Here is a 19,059-nt window from a genome sequence, read left to right on the forward strand (position 1 = left end):
AGTAATCAAGAGAAAAGCTTTTCTGTCTTATAAAACAGAAAAGCCCAATGCATACGGATCGTCCTCGGGATCAATCGTAATCGTATTATATCCATAGACGCGAGCCCAACCTTCAATACCAGGACGTACAGCAGGCATACCGCCAACGGTCGTCTCCTCTTCTATCGTACCGATAAATTTCGATCCGATAATACTTTCGTGTATAAATTTATCGCCTTTTTTCAATAAACCTTTTGCGTACCATTGTGCAATTCTTGCAGAGGTTCCTGTACCGCAAGGACTACGATCTATCGCTTTATCACCATAAAATACGGCATTTCTCGCTGTAGACGTTGGATCTAAAACTGCTCCCGTCCATTCAATATGATGTACAGAATTGATAGTCGGATCTTCTGGATGAACAAATGTATACTGAGCATTAATCCTGTCACGAATTACTCTCGCCCATGCGATTAATTTCTCCACAGAATAATGTTCCAATCCTTTGAAATTATCTTGTACATCTACGATAGCGTAGAAATTACCACCGTAGGAAACATCAAATTTTAATTCCCCTAAATCTGGACATTCTACCGTCAAATCCGTCGCAGCAAGAAAGGATGGAACGTTGGTCAATTTGACACTTTTGACCTTATTTCCTTCTTGTTTGTATTCGATATTTACATATCCAGCAGGCGCTTCCATACGAACGATACCCGGTGTTTTGGGAACGATCAAACCTTCTTCAATGCCCGCAGTAATCGTACCGATCGTACCATGACCACACATCGCTAAACAACCACTTGTCTCAATAAATAAAACACCTACATCATTTTTGGGATCAGCAGGTGGATATAAAATAGATCCGCTCATCATATCGTGACCTCTTGGTTCGAACATCAAGCCCTTACGAATCCAATCATAATTTTGTAAAAAATATTGCCTTTTTTCACTCATAGTTACGCCCTCTAATTGAGGACCGCCACCAGCAACCAATCTCACTGGATTACCACAAGTATGCGCATCAACACAAAAAAAAGTTTTTTTCATCTTCATCAATTTTGAGATTCATTCGTCCAATTATCATCTACCAAACGCCAAATTTTTAATGGATTAGCAGCTTTTAATTCATCAGGAAGGAAGTTTTCAGGAAAACCTTGATAGCAGATGGGTCGCACCCACCTCTTAATCGCCGTAGTACCAACGGAAGTATAACGTACATCTGTAGTCGCTGGGAACGGTCCACCATGAATCATGCTACTACAAACCTCCACTCCAGTAGGCACATCATTGATAATAACTCTACCAGCAAGGCTTGTTTGTAAATCAATTATATTAGGATAATCCGCTAAATCTTTTTCCGTAGCCATCAATGTTGTAGTTAATTGACCACCTAAGGACGCAAGAATAGTTTCTAATTCAGATAAATCTTCCACTTCTACAACTATAGAATATGGACCAAATAATTCTTCTTGTAAATATTCTTTTTGCAAAAAGGTTTTGCCTTCTGTTTTTACTACGGTTGGATAGCCTTCAATATCCACAGCTTCTGTATCCGCCTTACCAACTATAGAAACATCTGATTTTTCAAGTATACGATTCAATCCAGTATTGTATGCTTTTTGAATACCCGCATGCAACATTTTTTGAGGTAATACTTTTGCAATTTCATCTTTTAAAACGGCTAAAAAAGTATCCAAACTAGAAGATTTTACCGCCAAAATCAAACCTGGGTTCGTACAAAATTGTCCCATCCCTACCGTTATAGAGCCCGCATATTGTTTGGCTAAAGCTGTAGGATCTTGAGCTAATTTATCCGAAAATAAAACGACAGGATTAATACTGCCCATTTCTGCAAATACAGGAATTGGATTTTTGCGTGCTTTCGCATATTCTACTAATGCTAAACCACCTTTTTGAGAGCCAGTAAAACCAACACCTGCAGTAACTGTATGTTGCACTAATAATTTACCTGCATCAAATGATGTATCTGTCACATGCTGAATCGTAAACTCAGGCATACCACTAGAAATAACCGCACTATCTAATATTGCAAATACTTTATCTGAAAGCTTGGGATGACCAGGATGAGCTTTTATAACTAAGGTAGAACCAGATGCTAATACACTAGCAGAATCACCACCAGCAGTAGAAAATGCAAAAGGAAAATTACTCGCACCAAATACAACAACAGGACCGACTGGCTGTAACATTTTACGAATATCCGCTTTTGCTAAAGGCTTACGGTCAGGCTTAGCTTGATCTATCGAAGCTTCCACCCAACTACCTTCCTTTAATAATGCAGCAAATGCTTTTAGTTGATTGGTAGTTCGCGACAATTCACCTTGAAGTCTTCCTTCGGGCAAATGACTTTCTTCCATTGCCAATGGAACTAATTCTGTTCGTTGACTTTCCAAAGCATCAGCCAAATTTTCAAGAAATTGTGCACGGTCTTTTTTGCTACTTTTTTTATATATGGTAAATGCATTTTTAGCATTTACCATAATTTGATCTATATTTTCTTCTAATGTCATAATCTAAGATAATATTTGTACTATTGAATTAAAGATGCAAATAATCAGGCAAACTAGGTCTGCACGCTAATCTTTCTTCAATAATTTCAATAGCTTTTGCTCTTTTTTCTCCACTCAATGGAACTCTGGGAGCACGTACAAATTCATTTCCTATACCTGTATATGTTTCTACTAATTTAATATATTGTACCAATTGTGGATCTATGTCAAATTCCAATAAAGGTAAAAACCATCTGTAAATTTCTTGAGCTTCTTTATATTTTCCAGCTTTTACCAAGTTTACAATGGCAACAGTCTCAGCAGGAAGTGCGTCCACCAAGCCAGCAACCAAACCATCAGCACCAGCACAAAGTTCTTCGAATGTAATCGTATCTACACCACACAAAATTTTAAATCTGTCACCAAATTTATTTTTCATTCTAGTAACATTGGTGATATCTCTAGTTGATTCTTTTACAGCTTCAATAGTAGGGATATCCACCAATTGGCTGAACATATCTAAAGTAATTTCGATTTTATAGTCAAATGGATTATTATATAAAATAATAGGCAAATCAGTCGCGGCTGCAACAGTTTTGAAATATAATACAACTTCATCATTTGAAGCTTTATATCTCATTGGAGGTAGCAACATCAAACCGCTTGCACCCCAAGATTTTGCATCTTTAGCAAGACTAATTGCATCTCTTGTCGCACCTTCTGCAATATTTACAATTATAGGGAAATCTGCACCTAAAACTTCAATAGCTTTTTTTACAAGTAATTCTTTTTCTGATTTTGTAATGGTACTAGCTTCACCTAATGATCCGCCAATAATAATACCACGAACACCAGCTTCTTTTTGAGCCAATAAATTTTTACCAAATAATTCTAAGTCTAATTCTTCTTCTTTCGTAAATGCAGTAGTCACGGCAGGAAATACGCCATCCCATTTAAAACTCATATATAATTATTTTTTATTTTTTAATATTCCAAAGTTATTTCACTGATTTTACAAGTATTTCACAATAATTAATCATTTCATACCAAATATTAACCTTGTTTGAATAAATTTTCTTCCTAACCGAATAAAAAATAAAAATTAACCAATTCTAACCATATTTTAACCCATTTTATCACAATTAAATATTTTAATGTTAATTTTAGGTATAAAATGTAAGAGATGAAAGTACTACAATTCACCATTCCGGTGCAAGAGGATAAAGCTATTATAGCTCGTGTGGACAGGTTACCGTTTTTTTATCCATACTTACATAGACATAAAGAGACGCAGATTACTTGGGTTCAACAAGGAGAAGGTACACTTATGGTTAATAATCAGATGCATCCCTTTGAAACCAATTCTCTTTATTTTATCGGGGCAAACCAACCGCATATTTTCAAAAGCAGCCCTTCGTATCATAATCCCAAAAGCACAAAAAGCATTGTTAGCTTAGATATATTCTTTGACCCTGAAATTATTTCCAAGACATTATTAAATATTAATGAATTGAAACCACTTCAATTCTTTTTAAAAAAGATTCAAACAGGTTTTAAGATTCCGCAAAACCTTGTTCCTACAATCTCAAATAAAATGCTTTTAATAAATCAATCTGACGATACAATACTAAAAACATTGTACTTTATTGAATTATTACAGGATTTAAAAAATATAGAAGACCCAGAACTACTTTCCTCTGAAAGATCAATTATTTCCACAGAAACGGACGGAATCAGAATCAGTCAAATCTATAATTTCATATTACAAAATTTTGATAAAGATATTAGTTTAGAAGATGTCGCTAAAAAAGCATTTATGACGCCACAAGCATTTTGCCGCTTCTTCAAAAAACATACGAGACATACATTTGTATCATTTTTGAATGAAATAAGGGTCAATGAAGCTTGTAAATTATTTCTTGATGGCAACTATGAAGGTATCTCGACCATAGCGTATAAATGTGGTTTTAATAGTATTACCAACTTTAATAGAGTATTCAAAAGTGTGACAGGAAAATCTCCCAAATTATACAAGGAAAATCTTTTAAAGAAAATGGAGTTAAACTATGCATAAAAAAGGAGCAAATTGCTCCTTTTTTATAGTACAAATATCATAACTAATACTATAACTCCACTATAATTTTACCAACAGTTCTAGCTGTTTCTTGTTGCAAATGTGCTTCTCTCATTTGGCTAAATGGAAATTTCTGTGCAATAGTTGTTTTAATCGTTCCATTGGTAAGTAAATCAGCAATCTGTTGCATTTGCTTCCCATTCGAATGAACTAAAATAAAATATCCATTTACACCTAATGCCTTTGCTTTTTCTGTAACATTTTCATTTAAACCAGAAGGAATACTAATAACAGTACCACCTTCTTTGGTTACTGCTAAAGAATTATCAATATTATTACCACCAATGGTATCTAATACAAAATCAAATTCTCTTTTTTGAGCAATCCAATCATAGTTATGATAGTCAATATGATGATCCGCTCCCAAACTCAATACAAAATCTTTATTTTTTTCGGAAGACGTTCCGGTAACTTCCGCACCTAAATATTTTGCAATCTGTACAGCGATATGACCAACGCCACCAGAAGCCGCATGTATCAATACTTTTTGACCTTTTTGAACCTTGCCATTTTCTACAAGTGCTTGCCAAGCAGTTAATGCAACGAGCGTAGTTGCAGCCGCTTCATTAAAATCGATATTGGCTGGTTTTAAAGCCAAATGAGCAGCAGGTGCAGCGACATATTCTGCATAAGCTTTGCCATGACCTGGAAAATTAACCATACCAAAAACGGCATCACCAACTTTAAATTTATCACTCTTAGTTTCTTCAACTACGCCGGAAATATCCCAACCTAAAATCAATGGACGAAAATCCTTCAACATACCATACATACCATGTCCAGCTCGACTTTTAACATCCACAGGATTGATACTAATAGCTTTTACTTTTACTAAAACTTCTCCATCTTGAATAGTTGGAATGTCAAAATCTTGATATTCTAATTGATCTACACCACCAGGCGCATTTAATACGATTGCTTTCATTTTGTTTATCTTTTAATTTGATAGGGCAAAGCTCTATAGTTTCATAATTTTAAAATGATACAAATCAGCGGATAATTTTCACATTTGTAGGAAAGTATTTAATACATTTGAGTCGTGTCAATATGATTCTTATCTAAATTATTCCAATCCGGTTTAAATTCTCTCTCTTTAGCTATTTCCCAATGTATTATAGTTGCAGATATAACAAAAATAAAAAGCGAAAATTTAAGATATCTTTTTCTAAAATATTTCTTAATGCATATATATATGAATAACGAAAAAATTGAGTATAGTGATAATAATTTAATAAACAATACTGCACTGTCAACATCTCTCATCCATTCCTGACCTTCTGCATAAAGCCGACAAGGTATTAACATTAATAAAACATATACAAAGACTGGACTTACTTTTTTCATAAACTTAACTCGAAAAATAAAGTTAGAGCTTTTTTCGATACGTAAAAATGTGCTATTCTTCCGCTCAAATGAATAATTGATTTGCTTATAACCTCAATAATTTTGCTATATCAAATTGATAAAAACAAATTAAAATTTTCAAAAATGAGCAAGATAATATTCATTACAGGAGCATCTAAAGGATTTGGCAGATTATGGGCAGAGGCCCTATTAAGACGCGGCGACAAAGTTGCTGCAACCGCCAGAAATACTGATGCATTAAAAGATTTAGTAACTAAATATGGCGAAAATGTATTACCATTGGCATTAGACGTGAATGACAGAAATTCCGTATTCGAAGCAGTAAATAAAGCCGCTAAACATTTTGGAGAAATTGATGTATTAATAAACAATGCGGGATATGGTTTATTCGGAACGACAGAAGAAACAACTGAAGCGCAAGCTAGACAACAAATGGAAACGAATTTCTTTGGTTCTCTTTGGGTAATACAAGCTATTTTGCCCATTTTTCGTCAGCAAAAAAGTGGATATCTAATACAGATTTCAAGTGTTCTTGGTTTGACAACTTTACCATTATTGGGATTGTACAATGCTTCAAAATTTGCAGTGGAGGGTTTGGTAGAAACGGTTGCAACAGAAACTTCTGGACTAGGTATTCACACAACTTTAATTGAGCCAAATGGCTATGCAACAGATTGGGCGGGCGCTTCTGCCGGTCAAACGAGCGCTGATATCACTGACTATAATTCAATACGTAAAGCATTTGCAGAGTCTGGTGACAATGCAGATAATTGGGGTAAACCAGAAGCTACAGTGCAACCAGTTCTGAACTTAATTGACAATCCAAATCCTCCTAAAAGATTATTGTTTGGAAAAGTTGCGTATAATTTAATGCATGATGTATATTCCGCGCGGTTGAAGGAAATCGAAGATTGGAAAGAAGTAAGCATTACGGCACACGGTCACTAATTTTACAATATCAATAGTAATTTCTTCGGAAAATTGCTATTGATATTTATCCTAATTTTATATATCGAAAAATTCAATTATGCTTCACTACCATTCTCTTACCGATATGTATCACCAAAATTTGTGGGGAGCTCCTGAGCATCCTCTTTTTGGCTTAGTAGGTTGTATGTCCTCTTGTCCTTTAGGTGATCGGGAGTTTACGACTGACTGTTATGTGATTGCGTTCAAGAAGATTAAAGCAGGACATATCATGTATGGAAGAACGAAATTTGATCATGAAAATGGTTCCATGTTTTTCGCCAAACCTCGCCAGATTATTGAGATGAAAGGCTTGGAATTTGAAGAAAATGGCTTTATGATTATGATTCATGAAGATTATCTGAAAGGGCATGAATTATTCAAAACCATTGAACAATATAGTTTTTTCGACTATGAAGTAAATGAAGCGCTACATCTTTCCCCAAAAGAAGAGCAAATAATCAAAGAACTATATTCAAAAATTGAAGAAGAATATCACAATAATCCAGATGAGTATAGTCGTGAAATTATCTTGAGTCACGTAGACGCTATATTGAAATACGCACAACGTTATTTCAAACGTCAATTTATTGACAGAACACAACTGTCTGGTAAAACAATCTCTCGTTTTAATGAAGTTTTAAAAAATTATTTGGCCAAAAATAGTTTGCAAGATCAAGGCTTACCAAGTGTCAACTATATGGCGGAACAATTGTATTTATCGCCGAGATATTTGAGTGATTTATTGAAACAAGAAACGGGGAAAACCGCATTGGAATTAATACATTTGTCGCTTATTTCAGAAGCTAAAAATCAACTTCGTTTGGGTGAAAAAAGTATATCCGAAATTGCTTACGATTTAGGTTTCGAAAATGCCTCCTATTTTACACGTTTATTTAAAAAGCAATCTAGCATGACACCTTTGGAATATAGAAAGATGCAGATGAATTAATGAAATAGTTCATTTATAATTTTAATTTATTTTTAAGAAAAATAAAATATGAAAGGATATTTTAAAGGATATTTAGTCAAACAGTATGTGTTGTTTCATTTAGTTTTGTAGAATGAAACACAAACAACAAATAGATAATCGACTACTACTTATCAACAAAAATTTATGGTTTGGCTCAATATCTGAGTTAAATAGTGAATCAAATCCTTTCAAATTAAATCTAGATTTTCATTATATTATAATTGATACAAGCAATAAAAAAAATTATCATTTACTTTTCCTTTCTCAGTTACAAATCCATACATTAATTGAACTAACTTCTTTACAAAACAGCAAAGTATTTGGATTTTCTGAAATATTTTTCACAGACAAAGAACAATCTAGACAAATATTATTTAACAATTTTAAAAAAGAGAATTTACAGTCAGGAGATAATCTCGCCACTATAGAGCTTAAAGAATATAGTAAATTTATACTTCAAGTTATTGAACAGATATTTGAATTATACATAGAAATAAAAAATATACAACAGAACATCGATATCCATATTATTAAGAACCTACTAACTACCGTTTTATTATTAGCATTGAAAAAATCATCTATTTTTATAACAGAAAAAATAGAAAAGTTGCCAATAATCAACTCTCAAAATCTTGCAGTCAAATTTATCCAATTACTAGATCTACATTTCCAAACAGAATCCTCTTTGGGGTTTTATATTGAAAAACTAGCAACAACAGAAAATATATTAAAAAATGAATGTAAAAAGAAACTAGGGTTACCTCCAAAAGAGATAATGCAAAAAAAAGTAATTACAGAAGCGAAAAGATTATTATTAAATCAATCTATAACGATTCAACAAATAGCATACGATTTAGGCTATAACGACCCTTCAAATTTTAATAAATTTTTCTTAAAAAGGACTGGATTAACTCCTAATGATTTTAGGAAAGAAGCAGCAAACAATATCATTTCTTCACGATTTTTACCATAATTAGTCTATTTTTTACCTTTATTGTGATATAATCACTCTTTAGTTTTGCAACCCAATTAATTCTATTTCAATCAAATAGCATAATTGAGTTAAGAAACACAATGAAATATTATATTGTATATAGCGTAATAGCAGTATTGTTTGCTACTAGTAGTAATGCACAAACAACTTACTCAAAAACATTTTATGTAACTGGTAGTAATGAAAGCCAATACATAAAATTTGCAATTACAACTAATACTGTAAATATTAAAGATATCGGAAATTATAACTATCAAAAAATAAATTTTGAAATTAATTGCACATTAACAATTACAGCCGTAAATTTCCCAAGTACTACAAGTATCTATGGTAATATTACATTTGGAGGCAGTTCAAGTGCTACAGATGTGACGACTTATTTCCCTGCAAGTGGAGATATATCCACTACAACCTCCCCATATACTTATACAACAAGCATTACTACGACATCCAACTCAACAATAAGTGCTTATTATGATAATTTAAGTGATAAAAGCATGGTTAACAATACCAGTATTTTACCATTGGCGGCATTTTCTTTAGCTAAAATAACATTTAACGTGTCTAATTATAATGATGCTAATGGACCAAAAGGCGCTTATAGTTTTGACAACTACAATACAGATTCTAGCAATTATTTAATTTCTACGTCTAACTATTCACTACCCATCACCCTTACTGATTTCACAGCAACTTCAATAACTAATGCTATTCAATTAAATTGGTCAACAAGTTCTGAAATTAATAACAAATATTATGCATTACAAAGATCAGAAAATGCAATTGAATATGACTCTATAGGTGTAGTAAATGGAAGTGGAACAACGAATTCAATAAATAACTACTCATATATTGATTACAATTATAGTCCAACTATAAATTATTATAGATTAAAGCAAGTAGATTATGATGGAAATTACTCCTTATCCAAGGTAATTTCTATTAATATGACGTCTAATTCTAATAATGACATTTCCATATATCCAAATCCTGGAAATGGACAAATCAATATCAAAGGAAGTTATGATAATATAAAAATGATACAGCTATATAATATATCTGGACAATTAATGGATAAAATCATCCCGAGTTCAAATCAATTTCAATTAAGAAATGGACTTTCTTCAGGATTTTATATAATTAAAATAATATTAAAAAACAACAACCCTATATCATTAAAATATATGCTAAGATAAAACCTATGAAAAATACCTTTTTCCAATAAATATTAGGAATGTTAACCTATGAAAAATTTTTAAACCATATCAAATATTACAATTTAAACTAATTTAAAAAAGATTAATTGATATAGAATTTAAGGGGGGTGTAAAATTAAACGTACAATTATATAAAATGTGCGAAAAGTGCACAAATGTTTAATTTACGGCACCTATAACAAAAATATATCCTACCCTTACGCTAGCGAATCTTTTATTTTTCTCGGGAAACTTAATATTGTGTTTTGCTTTCAATTCATCAATTTTCAGGGGGCGTTCATGACTATATCTTAAAGAGCTGTAAAAGCTGTATCCTTAAAATAAACGCTTTGAGGTATGCTAGATTTATAAGCTCTATTAATAAGTTTTCTCAAAATATCAATATTATTTAGTTGCAATCGTATTTTTCCTCATCAATCAACCAAAACGAGTTTTGCAATTTTCGAGGTAAGATTTAAACGCAATAGCTATATCTGGAGTAATACTATTAAAATACAATCTTAGTCCGATAGATTGTGTAAATTCTTTCAGGTACCTAAAAAAATCATTAAGCTTTGCTTTTTCCTTTGGCTAATCACAATCATCAATTACTTTTTCTATATATTCTAAAAAGGAAAATTTAGTAAGATCTTTTTTCTTTCCTAAATCAATTTTGAGTTGTTCTTTAAAATTCATTGCCTGAAATAACTCATTGGTATTTGACATTGCCAAATAGGTTTTTAATGCATGATTTTCTATACGATCAAGATTAGCATTTACATCCTCAAATAATTCCATATTTCGCTTTTCTCTTATCCGTTGCTTTTTATCATTCCATTCTGCTGGCAAAGTTTTTAACCCAGTTGAATACTTTATAGGCACTTTAACGCCATAAAAAGTTACATAATGATCAAAGTTTCATCTTTTGACTTTGCATCTTTTAAATGGGATTTTACACTTACCATATACTAAATTTATGCCTAAAATAGGAAAAAATTAAGGAACATTTAGACTTACAATTGCATAAAAAAACAACAAAACTAGAAGGCATTTGCTACACCTCTACCCTATTTTTACACTTAAATGCAGTTATTTTTAGCATATAAAAAAATAAGCCCTCCCTAAGAATAGGGACGGCCTCTAACGATTGCTTGCCATATGAAAATCTTTATAATTTAAATCTGCAAGCTAGATTCAAACTACCTGAATTACTCAGAAATTATTTTTTCAAAGAATCAGTTGCAGCTTTTGCAGCAGAATCTACAGTTGCAGCAGCAGAATCAGCAGTTGCAGTGATAGAATCTTTCGCAGCACTTGCTGTAGAATCTACAGATGCAGCAGCAGAATCAGCAGTTGCTGTAGCTTCAGAACCATTACCACAAGAAGCAGCGAAAGCACCAAGTGCTAAAACAAATAATAATTTTTTCATTTTTATTTTATTTTTAAGTAAGAAGATAAATCTTAATTTTTTGCAAAAGTAATTATCGAAATTGGAATTTCAAAATAATTACTTTATATTTTTTATTTTGCAGAATCAGTAGCTGGTGTAGCAGTTGCAGAATCAGCAGCTGGCGTAGCAGCACTATCAGCAGCTGGAGCTGTTGCAGATGAGTCAGATACTAAAGAAGAATCTGTTAATGTAGAATCTGATTTAGTAGATTCAGTTGAACCATTACCGCAAGAAGCTGCGAAAGCACCAAGTGCTAAAACGAATAATAACTTTTTCATTTTGTTACTTTTATAATTGTTTTATGTAGGTTAATACCAGAACTAAAAAAAGGTAACCCAAGAAATTATATTTTTTTTAAAAAAAATATTTCGATGTTTCTTTGGGTTACTTTTATCGCCATTTTGGTATATATATAATTGAGATTAATAGTGCAGATTCCACAAGATGACATATTAATAAAAGGTTTGGTAAATAATGATCGTTACTGCATAGAAACGATATACAAAGAGAATTTTAAAATTATCAAGTCTTTTATTATAAATAATAAAGGCGACTTGAATGAGGCTAAAGATGTGTTTCAGGAAGCGCTTATATTATTATATGAAAAAGCTAAAAATGGCAATCTGAACTTGACGAGTAAATTGAGCACCTATCTTTTTGCAATTTGTAAGAATATTTGGCTGAAAAGATTAAATAGAAATAACACATACACTACGGAAATTCAAGAGGATGTTACTTCTGACTTATCTGAACAAGATAATATTCAACGATCGGAGGAAGAGCAGGAAACCAATTTAAAATTTGAAACGATGGATTGGGCGATGGAGAGTTTAGGAGAGCCTTGTAGATCTCTACTTCAAGCCTTTTACATTCATAAAAAAGATATGCGTGAAATATCTGAGACTTTTGGCTATACCAATACAGATAATGCCAAAACACAGAAATACAAATGTCTGATGCGTCTAAAGAAATTATTTTTCGACAAAATAAAAAGTCGATAATTATATAGTCTGAAGTTTTTTATGAAAAAAGAGCAATTGTTGGAAGAAATAGAATCTGCCTTGTTTAATTCGAAAGGCAAAATTTCTTATCAAGACTTAAAAAATCTTGATCATGAGGAGGGTACTGAAATAGAAGAAAATATTCTTTTTTTCAACGCTATGAAAGATTATGCTGACAAAAAGCATTTTTTGAGCACGTTACATTCTATTCAAAACAATTTACCAGATACTGAAGAAAAAACACCTGGCAAAGTCGTTTCATTTTTCCAAAAATATAAAAAGGTCACTGCGATTGCAGCATCTATTGCTGGCATTACAGCTATAACAATAACTGGTGTAACCAATTATTTCTCCCCAAAAACGGATGAATCCAAAATCCAACAATTGAGTAGAGATATTGAAATTATCAAAAAAACACAAGCAGTACAATCCTCTAGAATTAAAGAAGTTGCTTCTAAAATTCCTAAGGGAGCGGTAGTAAAAAGTGGAGGCTCCGCATTTTTAATCGATACCAAAGGCTATTTTATTACAAACGCGCACGTTCTAAATGGACAAGGTGCTATCGTTACAAATACCAAAGGACAAGATTTTAAAACTTCGATCGTATATGTAGATCAGACTAGAGATTTAGCTATTCTTAAAATTTCGGATAAAGATTTTAAACCTAGCAAATCACTTCCTTACGATATTAAAAGAAATAAATTAGATCTTGGACAAGACATTTTCACATTGGGATATCCAAGAAATGAAATTGTTTATAATACAGGTTATGTAAGCGCGGCAACTGGATTTGATGGAGATACAAGTACTATTCAAGTTTCTATGATGGCGAATCCTGGGAACTCTGGTGGCCCTATTTTTAACAAAGAAGGACAAATAATTGGTGTTTTAAGTACGAGAGAAACGAAGTCTGAAGGTGTATCATTTGCCATAAAGGCAAACGAAATATACCAAACTTTAGATGATTGGAAAAAGTCTGACACCTCAGCTATTTCTTTGAAGCTAAAGGAAAGTAAGTCATTGAAAAATACACCAAGGACCAGTCAAATAAAAGAATTGGAAGATTATATTTACTTAGTAAAAGTTTATTAAGGTAAATACCTCAAAACCAACTTTAAATAAGAGCAGGTCTAGAAATAGCCTGCTTTTTCATTTTACCATGTAATACGGCGTTTATTCGTTACATTTGTTGCCTATTTTAGATAGTATTTTAATGATATTTAGATGAATTTAGAAGATTTGTATAAAAAGGCGCTCAACTTTGAGTTTCTTACGGTAGAAGAAGGTGTGTATTTATATCACAATGCCCCATTGGCGGATTTAATTCACATTGCAGATGAATGTCGCAAAGTACAAGTTCCTCATGGAAAAGTTACTTGGCAGATTGATAGAAATGTCAATACAACAAATGTGTGTGTTGCCAATTGTAAATTCTGTAATTTCTATAGAATTCCCGGTCATGCGGATGCCTATATTACAGATATGGAAACTTATAGAAAAAAAATCACAGAAACTATTAAGTATGGTGGAGATCAATTGCTTTTGCAAGGTGGTCATCATCCAGAATTAGGTTTGGATTTTTATTGCAATACTTTTCGTCAAATCAAACAAGAATTTCCTACGATCAAATTGCACGCACTCGGACCACCCGAAATTGCGCATATTTGTAAAGTAAGTAAAGTAAGCCATCACGAAGCTTTGAAAGCATTGAAAGAGGCGGGTTTGGATTCCTTACCAGGAGCTGGAGCTGAAATCTTGGTGGATAGAGTAAGACGTCTAATAAGTAAAGGTAAATGTGGTTCGGATGAATGGTTGGCGATTATGCATGAGGCACACATGTTGCATCTTACAACAAGTGCAACGATGATGTTTGGTCATGTGGAAACGATCGAAGAACGATTTATACATTTAGTCAAAATCAGAGATACCCAAGCCCAAAAACCTGCTGATGCAAAAGGATTTTTGGCATTTATACCTTGGACATTCCAAGATGTAGATACTTTATTGACACGTATTAGAGGTGTACATAATCTTACAACAGCGGATGAATATATTCGTATGATTGCATTGAGCAGAATTATGTTGCCAAATGTTAAAAACATTCAAGCAAGTTGGTTAACTGTTGGTAAGGCGACAGCGGAAATTTGTTTGCATGCTGGCGCAAATGATTTTGGTAGTATTATGATTGAAGAAAACGTGGTAAGTGCTGCTGGTGCGCCACACAGATTTACTTATAAGACGATCCAAGAAGCAATTAAGGAAGCTGGATTTGAACCACAATTGCGTAATCAACAATACGAATGGAGGGAAATACCAGAAACCATTCAAGAGCAAGTTATCAATTATTAATTTTAATATTTATTTTTCCAATCCCATCTCATGGCACTTTCTAATGAACAGCTGATTGCAGCTGCAAATGAATTCGGAACTCCCGTATATGTTTACGAGGCTGAAAAAATTGCTGAACAATATAACAAATTGACGACTGCATTTTCCAAGACAAATGCTCGTTTTTTCTATGCTTGTAAGGCTTTAACCAATATCAATATTTTAAAGTATGTACAATCTCTAGGCGCTAATATTGATTGTGTAAGTATATACGAAGTGAGATTGGCATTGAAGGCCGGTTTTACACCTGACCGTATCATGTTCACTCCGAACTGTGTTGATTTTGAAGAGATTGTTGCTGGTAAAGATTTGGGCGTACATGTCAATATTGACAATATTCCTATGTTGGAGGAATTTGGAAATACATTTGGCAACTCCTACCCTATTTGCATACGCTTGAATCCACATATTATGGCGGGTGGCAATTATAAAATTTCCACAGGTCATATTGATAGCAAATTTGGGATTTCGATACATCAATTACGCCATGTAGAGAGAATCATTGAATCAACAAAATTGAACGTTGTCGGTTTGCACATGCACACAGGTAGCGAGATCAAAGATATTAATGTATTCTTGGAGGGTTTGGATGTAATGTTGGACATTGCGAAAAGATTTCCTAATCTCACATTTATTGATTTGGGTAGTGGTTTTAAAGTTCCATACAAAGAAGATGATGTAGCTACGGACGTAGATCAATTAGGGAGTCGCGTTGCAAAAATCTTCAATGATTACCAAAAAGAAATTGGCAAGGAATTGGAAGTTTGGTTTGAGCCAGGTAAATATTTGGTAAGCGAATGTGGTTATTTTGTAGTAAAAGCGAATGTTATTAAAACTACTACTGCAACTGTATTTGTAGGTGTTAACTCAGGTTTTAATCATTTGATCCGTCCTATGTTTTACGAAGCGTATCATTTCATTGAAAATATCTCCAATCTTAGTGGACCTGAAAGAATTTATACCGTCGTTGGAAATATTTGTGAAACAGACACATTTGCCTGGGATAGAAAAATTAATGAAGTACGCGAAAACGATTTATTAGTATTTCACAACGCGGGTGCTTATGGTTTTGAAATGAGTAGTAATTTCAATTCAAGATTGAAACCTGCAGAAGTTCTTTACCTTAATAACAAAGCACATTTGATCCGTAAAAGAGATACTTTCGAGGATTTATTGAAAAATGAAATCGAAGTGCTTTAAAATTTATTTAAAGTATTTACCCTTATTTTTGCGAAAAGCATATCCACCGAATAATAATATATGATAGAATTATTGAATGTTAAAAAGAGCTTTGGAGATAAACCGATCATTAAGGGTGTGGATATTGTCATGGAGTCGAGCAAATGTAATCTAATCATTGGCTCAAGTGGTAGCGGTAAAACAGTTTTGACAAAATGTATAGTTGGTCTTTTCACACCAGAAGAGGGTCATATTAAGTATGATGGTCAAGATATAGTTAGTATGCCATTGGAAGAGAAGAAGGAATTGAGACAAAGAATTGGTATGTTATTCCAAGGTTCTGCGTTATTTGATTCTATGACAGTGGAGCAAAATGTATTATTTCCGTTGGAAATGTTTTCTGGGAAATCCTACAATGAACGTAAAAAAAGAGCGGATGAAGTACTAGCGAGAGTAAATCTCCTTGAAGCGAAAAATAAATATCCCGCGGAAATAAGTGGTGGTATGAAAAAACGTGTAGGTATTGCTCGTGCAATCGTATTAAATCCAAAATATCTTTTTTGTGATGAACCTAATTCAGGTTTGGATCCGCAGACTTCTTTGCTAATTGACAAATTGATTAAAGAGATTACGGTAGAATATGATATGACCACTGTTGTAGTCACCCACGACATGAACAGTGTAATGGAAATTGGCGACCACATTATCTATATGTATCAAGGTCAAAAACAATGGGAAGGAAGCAATAAAGAAATCATCTACAGTGATGACAAATTATTAAATGACTTCATCTTTGCATCTGACTTTTTACAGGATGCAAAGAAAATGCGTCAAATAGAAGATAAAAGAAAAGGATTAGCGCAATAATTTGTGCTTAAATTGTCCTTTTATTTTTTCGAAGAAGGAATTGTACTGTTCGATTATATTTTCCCAAGTATATAATGAATCAATTTTAGTAACATTGTTTACTTTAATTGATTCATTTTTTGTTGTATCTGTACTTAAAAGTAAAGCAGCAACATCTTTTGCATTTAAGAAATAGTAAGCATCTTTACCTAAAATAGATTCATTGAACACATTTTTGTGTGCACAGATTACTGTTGAAGATGCCATTGCTTCTAACAAAGAAGGATTCGTCCCTCCTACCGTATGTCCGTGGAAATATAAATGTGCATAATAGCGTAGGTTATTCAAAATATTGATATCATAGATACTATTCAAAAAGCGAATAGATGGATTTTTTCCAAATTTATCTAAAAGAAAATCTCCAAATTCTTTATCATAATTACCGATTACTAAAAATGGGCGTCCAGTATTTGCTAAAACGACACCATCCAAAATCGCTTCAATACTATTTTCAGGTTCCAACCGCGCAATCAACATATCATATTGATTGGGCTTTAGGTCATACTGATCTAAAATGGAAATATTTGGGTTTTTAAATACATGCGCACCATAAGGTATATAAGCAGAATCGACATCATATTGTTTCAACAAATAACGCTGCACTCCTACAGAATCCGAAATTAAGAATTGACTATATTTTACCGCCAAACTTTCCGCCCATTTCAAAAATTTCTGTACGCGTGGCGAAAATTTACTTCTTCGCCATTCAATTCCATCCATATTAGTAGCAATTACACTTCTTTTCATCGGTAAAAGCCACCCCCAAACAGTGCTACTCGTATAACCTAATTGTAGTACAATATCATATTTGCGTTTACGCGTATCCCATATACAATTCAAATCGTAGATAAACTGCCCAGCCGTGCCTATTTTTTTTTCAGGATCAAATTTATGTATGATATTTACCCCATTCCAAGTTTTCTCTTGAAATGGATGATTATGAGAATTATATACCGTTACTTGGTGACCATATTGTAATAATCCAACAGATAAATATTCTGCAAATTGTTCAAATCCTCCGTAATGATTGGGTATGCCGCGTGTGCCGATGATTGCTATATTCATGTAAAATGCGCTAGAGTTATTAAGGTTTATTGTAAAAAAAATGCAACAATGTTTGATTAAGACGCTGTTGCAATTTCTCAGATTATTTTATAACGGGATTTCCATTATTTGGTTGGAAAAGCCTTTTTATGTTAAACCAAGTTTTATAATAAATAAATTGCATAACATTGATTTTGAAATTCAAATTGATAATCAAATCATTATACAATTGCATTTGTTTTACAGGACTGAATACTTTGGATAAATAGTACTTCATACCTACATTATTGGCACCTACTACATTCGCACTATGTTGTCTGTAATATAAAGTTGGCACATCCAAAAATTCTACAATACCATAATGTGACACATTAATTGCCATCCAATGATCATGTATCACTTTTGTAGAAGGGAATGGCAAAATAACATTGATACAGGCTCTATTAAAAATAGTTGTACAACCAGCTACGACATTCATTGCCAACACTTTAGTTGGTGCTTTGATTACTTTAGGAGATAATTTTTGATGTTTGATAAAGCTGTCGTTGATCGTTTTCAATTCTTTATCAACTTCAATCATATCTGTGAATACCATCGCTGGCTTATTCGGATTTTTCGCTTCAACTTCTTTCAATTTATTCAAAGAAATTTCTACTTTATTTTCCATCCAAACGTCATCCTGATCGCAAAGCATTAAATATTTACCTTCAGACTGTTGCATCAAACGTCCGAAAGAAAATGTAGACCCCATGTTCTTCTTATACTTTGGATCTATAAATTGTCTGATTTTAGCAGGATATTTATTGATGTATTTTTGGATAATCGCCATCGTACCATCAGTAGAAAAATCATCTTTAATAGTAAGGACAAAATTGCCATACGTTTGAGATAAAATAGATTCTATCTGTTGTTCTAAATATTTTTCACCATTGTAGGTAGATAATAGGATTTCAATTTCTGCTTTCATAACG

At 32.8% G+C, this 19,059-nt stretch carries 19 protein-coding genes; 10 read left to right on the forward strand and 9 right to left on the reverse strand.

Features of this window, described 5'->3' with window-relative positions; genetic code table 11:
• Positions 1–27: 27 nt before the first annotated feature.
• From E0W69_RS10865 to E0W69_RS10875, 3 genes are read right to left on the reverse strand one after another with little or no spacing between them, the layout of a single operon-like run.
• Positions 28–1,029 (reverse strand): 4-hydroxyproline epimerase, encoded by a 1,002-nt coding sequence (locus tag E0W69_RS10865; RefSeq protein ID WP_131330085.1) that lies wholly within the window; start codon positions 1,027–1,029, stop codon positions 28–30.
• Between the two features lie 5 nt (positions 1,030–1,034).
• Positions 1,035–2,513, reverse strand: coding sequence for an aldehyde dehydrogenase (NADP(+)) (locus tag E0W69_RS10870; protein ID WP_131330086.1), 1,479 nt, complete (start codon positions 2,511–2,513; stop codon positions 1,035–1,037).
• 28 nt (positions 2,514–2,541) lie between these two features.
• The gene (locus E0W69_RS10875) at positions 2,542–3,456 is read right to left on the reverse strand and encodes a dihydrodipicolinate synthase family protein (protein ID WP_131330087.1); all 915 of its coding nucleotides are present in this window, start codon (positions 3,454–3,456) and stop codon (positions 2,542–2,544) included.
• Positions 3,457–3,675: 219 nt separating this feature from the next.
• On the opposite strand from E0W69_RS10875, the gene E0W69_RS10880 reads away from it, so the two are divergent.
• Entirely contained in the window at positions 3,676–4,566 is an 891-nt protein-coding gene (locus E0W69_RS10880) for an AraC family transcriptional regulator (RefSeq protein WP_131330088.1), read from the forward strand.
• A 49-nt stretch (positions 4,567–4,615) separates the two neighbouring features.
• Here the strand turns inward: E0W69_RS10880 and E0W69_RS10885 are convergent, their stop codons facing one another.
• Positions 4,616–5,551 carry an NADP-dependent oxidoreductase gene (locus E0W69_RS10885; RefSeq protein WP_131330089.1) on the reverse strand — a complete coding sequence of 312 codons (936 nt, stop codon included), beginning with the start codon at positions 5,549–5,551 and terminating at the stop codon, positions 4,616–4,618.
• A 563-nt stretch (positions 5,552–6,114) separates the two neighbouring features.
• On the opposite strand from E0W69_RS10885, the gene E0W69_RS10890 reads away from it, so the two are divergent.
• The 4 genes from E0W69_RS10890 (at position 6,115) to E0W69_RS10905 (ending at position 10,120) form a co-directional block, all read left to right on the forward strand.
• Positions 6,115–6,939, forward strand: a complete 825-nt coding sequence (locus tag E0W69_RS10890) for an SDR family NAD(P)-dependent oxidoreductase (protein WP_131330090.1) — start codon at positions 6,115–6,117, stop codon at positions 6,937–6,939.
• Between the two features lie 79 nt (positions 6,940–7,018).
• Positions 7,019–7,909: a helix-turn-helix domain-containing protein gene (locus tag E0W69_RS10895; RefSeq protein WP_131330091.1), complete on the forward strand. Its 891-nt coding sequence runs from the start codon at positions 7,019–7,021 to the stop codon at positions 7,907–7,909.
• A gap of 112 nt (positions 7,910–8,021) precedes the next feature.
• Positions 8,022–8,903, forward strand: coding sequence for a helix-turn-helix domain-containing protein (locus E0W69_RS10900; protein ID WP_131330092.1), 882 nt, complete (start codon positions 8,022–8,024; stop codon positions 8,901–8,903).
• 101 nt (positions 8,904–9,004) lie between these two features.
• Positions 9,005–10,120 carry a T9SS type A sorting domain-containing protein gene (locus E0W69_RS10905; protein ID WP_131330093.1) on the forward strand — a complete coding sequence of 372 codons (1,116 nt, stop codon included), beginning with the start codon at positions 9,005–9,007 and terminating at the stop codon, positions 10,118–10,120.
• Positions 10,121–10,711: 591 nt separating this feature from the next.
• Here the strand turns inward: E0W69_RS10905 and E0W69_RS10910 are convergent.
• From E0W69_RS10910 to E0W69_RS10920, 3 genes are all read right to left on the reverse strand, one after another.
• Complete coding sequence (locus E0W69_RS10910; RefSeq protein ID WP_131330094.1) at positions 10,712–11,002, reverse strand: hypothetical protein; 291 nt, start codon at positions 11,000–11,002, stop codon at positions 10,712–10,714.
• A gap of 337 nt (positions 11,003–11,339) precedes the next feature.
• Positions 11,340–11,549: a hypothetical protein gene (locus E0W69_RS10915; RefSeq protein WP_131330095.1), complete on the reverse strand. Its 210-nt coding sequence runs from the start codon at positions 11,547–11,549 to the stop codon at positions 11,340–11,342.
• Between the two features lie 92 nt (positions 11,550–11,641).
• Positions 11,642–11,848 (reverse strand): entericidin, encoded by a 207-nt coding sequence (locus E0W69_RS10920; protein ID WP_131330096.1) that lies wholly within the window; start codon positions 11,846–11,848, stop codon positions 11,642–11,644.
• 150 nt (positions 11,849–11,998) lie between these two features.
• Here E0W69_RS10920 and E0W69_RS10925 point away from each other — a divergent pair, with 150 nt between their 5' ends.
• From E0W69_RS10925 to E0W69_RS10945, 5 genes are all read left to right on the forward strand, one after another.
• Positions 11,999–12,571, forward strand: coding sequence for an RNA polymerase sigma factor (locus E0W69_RS10925; RefSeq protein ID WP_225321233.1), 573 nt, complete (start codon positions 11,999–12,001; stop codon positions 12,569–12,571).
• A gap of 21 nt (positions 12,572–12,592) precedes the next feature.
• A complete protein-coding gene (locus tag E0W69_RS10930) occupies positions 12,593–13,663 on the forward strand; it encodes a S1C family serine protease (protein ID WP_131330098.1) in 1,071 nt (356 codons plus the stop codon).
• A gap of 132 nt (positions 13,664–13,795) precedes the next feature.
• Entirely contained in the window at positions 13,796–14,920 is a 1,125-nt protein-coding gene (mqnC, locus tag E0W69_RS10935; RefSeq protein WP_131330099.1) for a cyclic dehypoxanthinyl futalosine synthase, read from the forward strand.
• A 30-nt stretch (positions 14,921–14,950) separates the two neighbouring features.
• Complete coding sequence (gene lysA / locus E0W69_RS10940) at positions 14,951–16,159, forward strand: diaminopimelate decarboxylase (protein WP_131330100.1); 1,209 nt, start codon at positions 14,951–14,953, stop codon at positions 16,157–16,159.
• A gap of 60 nt (positions 16,160–16,219) precedes the next feature.
• On the forward strand, positions 16,220–17,005 hold the full coding sequence (locus E0W69_RS10945) for an ABC transporter ATP-binding protein (RefSeq protein WP_131330101.1): 786 nt from the start codon (positions 16,220–16,222) through the stop codon (positions 17,003–17,005).
• Here the strand turns inward: E0W69_RS10945 and E0W69_RS10950 are convergent.
• Together E0W69_RS10950 and E0W69_RS10955 are read right to left on the reverse strand one after the other, a co-directional pair.
• Positions 16,994–18,109 (reverse strand): DUF1972 domain-containing protein, encoded by a 1,116-nt coding sequence (locus tag E0W69_RS10950; protein ID WP_131330102.1) that lies wholly within the window; start codon positions 18,107–18,109, stop codon positions 16,994–16,996. The two genes, E0W69_RS10945 and E0W69_RS10950, sit on opposite strands and share 12 nt — an antisense overlap.
• A gap of 82 nt (positions 18,110–18,191) precedes the next feature.
• Complete coding sequence (locus E0W69_RS10955) at positions 18,192–19,055, reverse strand: glycosyltransferase family 2 protein (RefSeq protein WP_131330103.1); 864 nt, start codon at positions 19,053–19,055, stop codon at positions 18,192–18,194.
• Positions 19,056–19,059 lie beyond the last annotated feature (4 nt).

Source organism: Rhizosphaericola mali (assembly GCF_004337365.2).
Lineage (GTDB): Bacteria > Bacteroidota > Bacteroidia > Chitinophagales > Chitinophagaceae > Rhizosphaericola > Rhizosphaericola mali.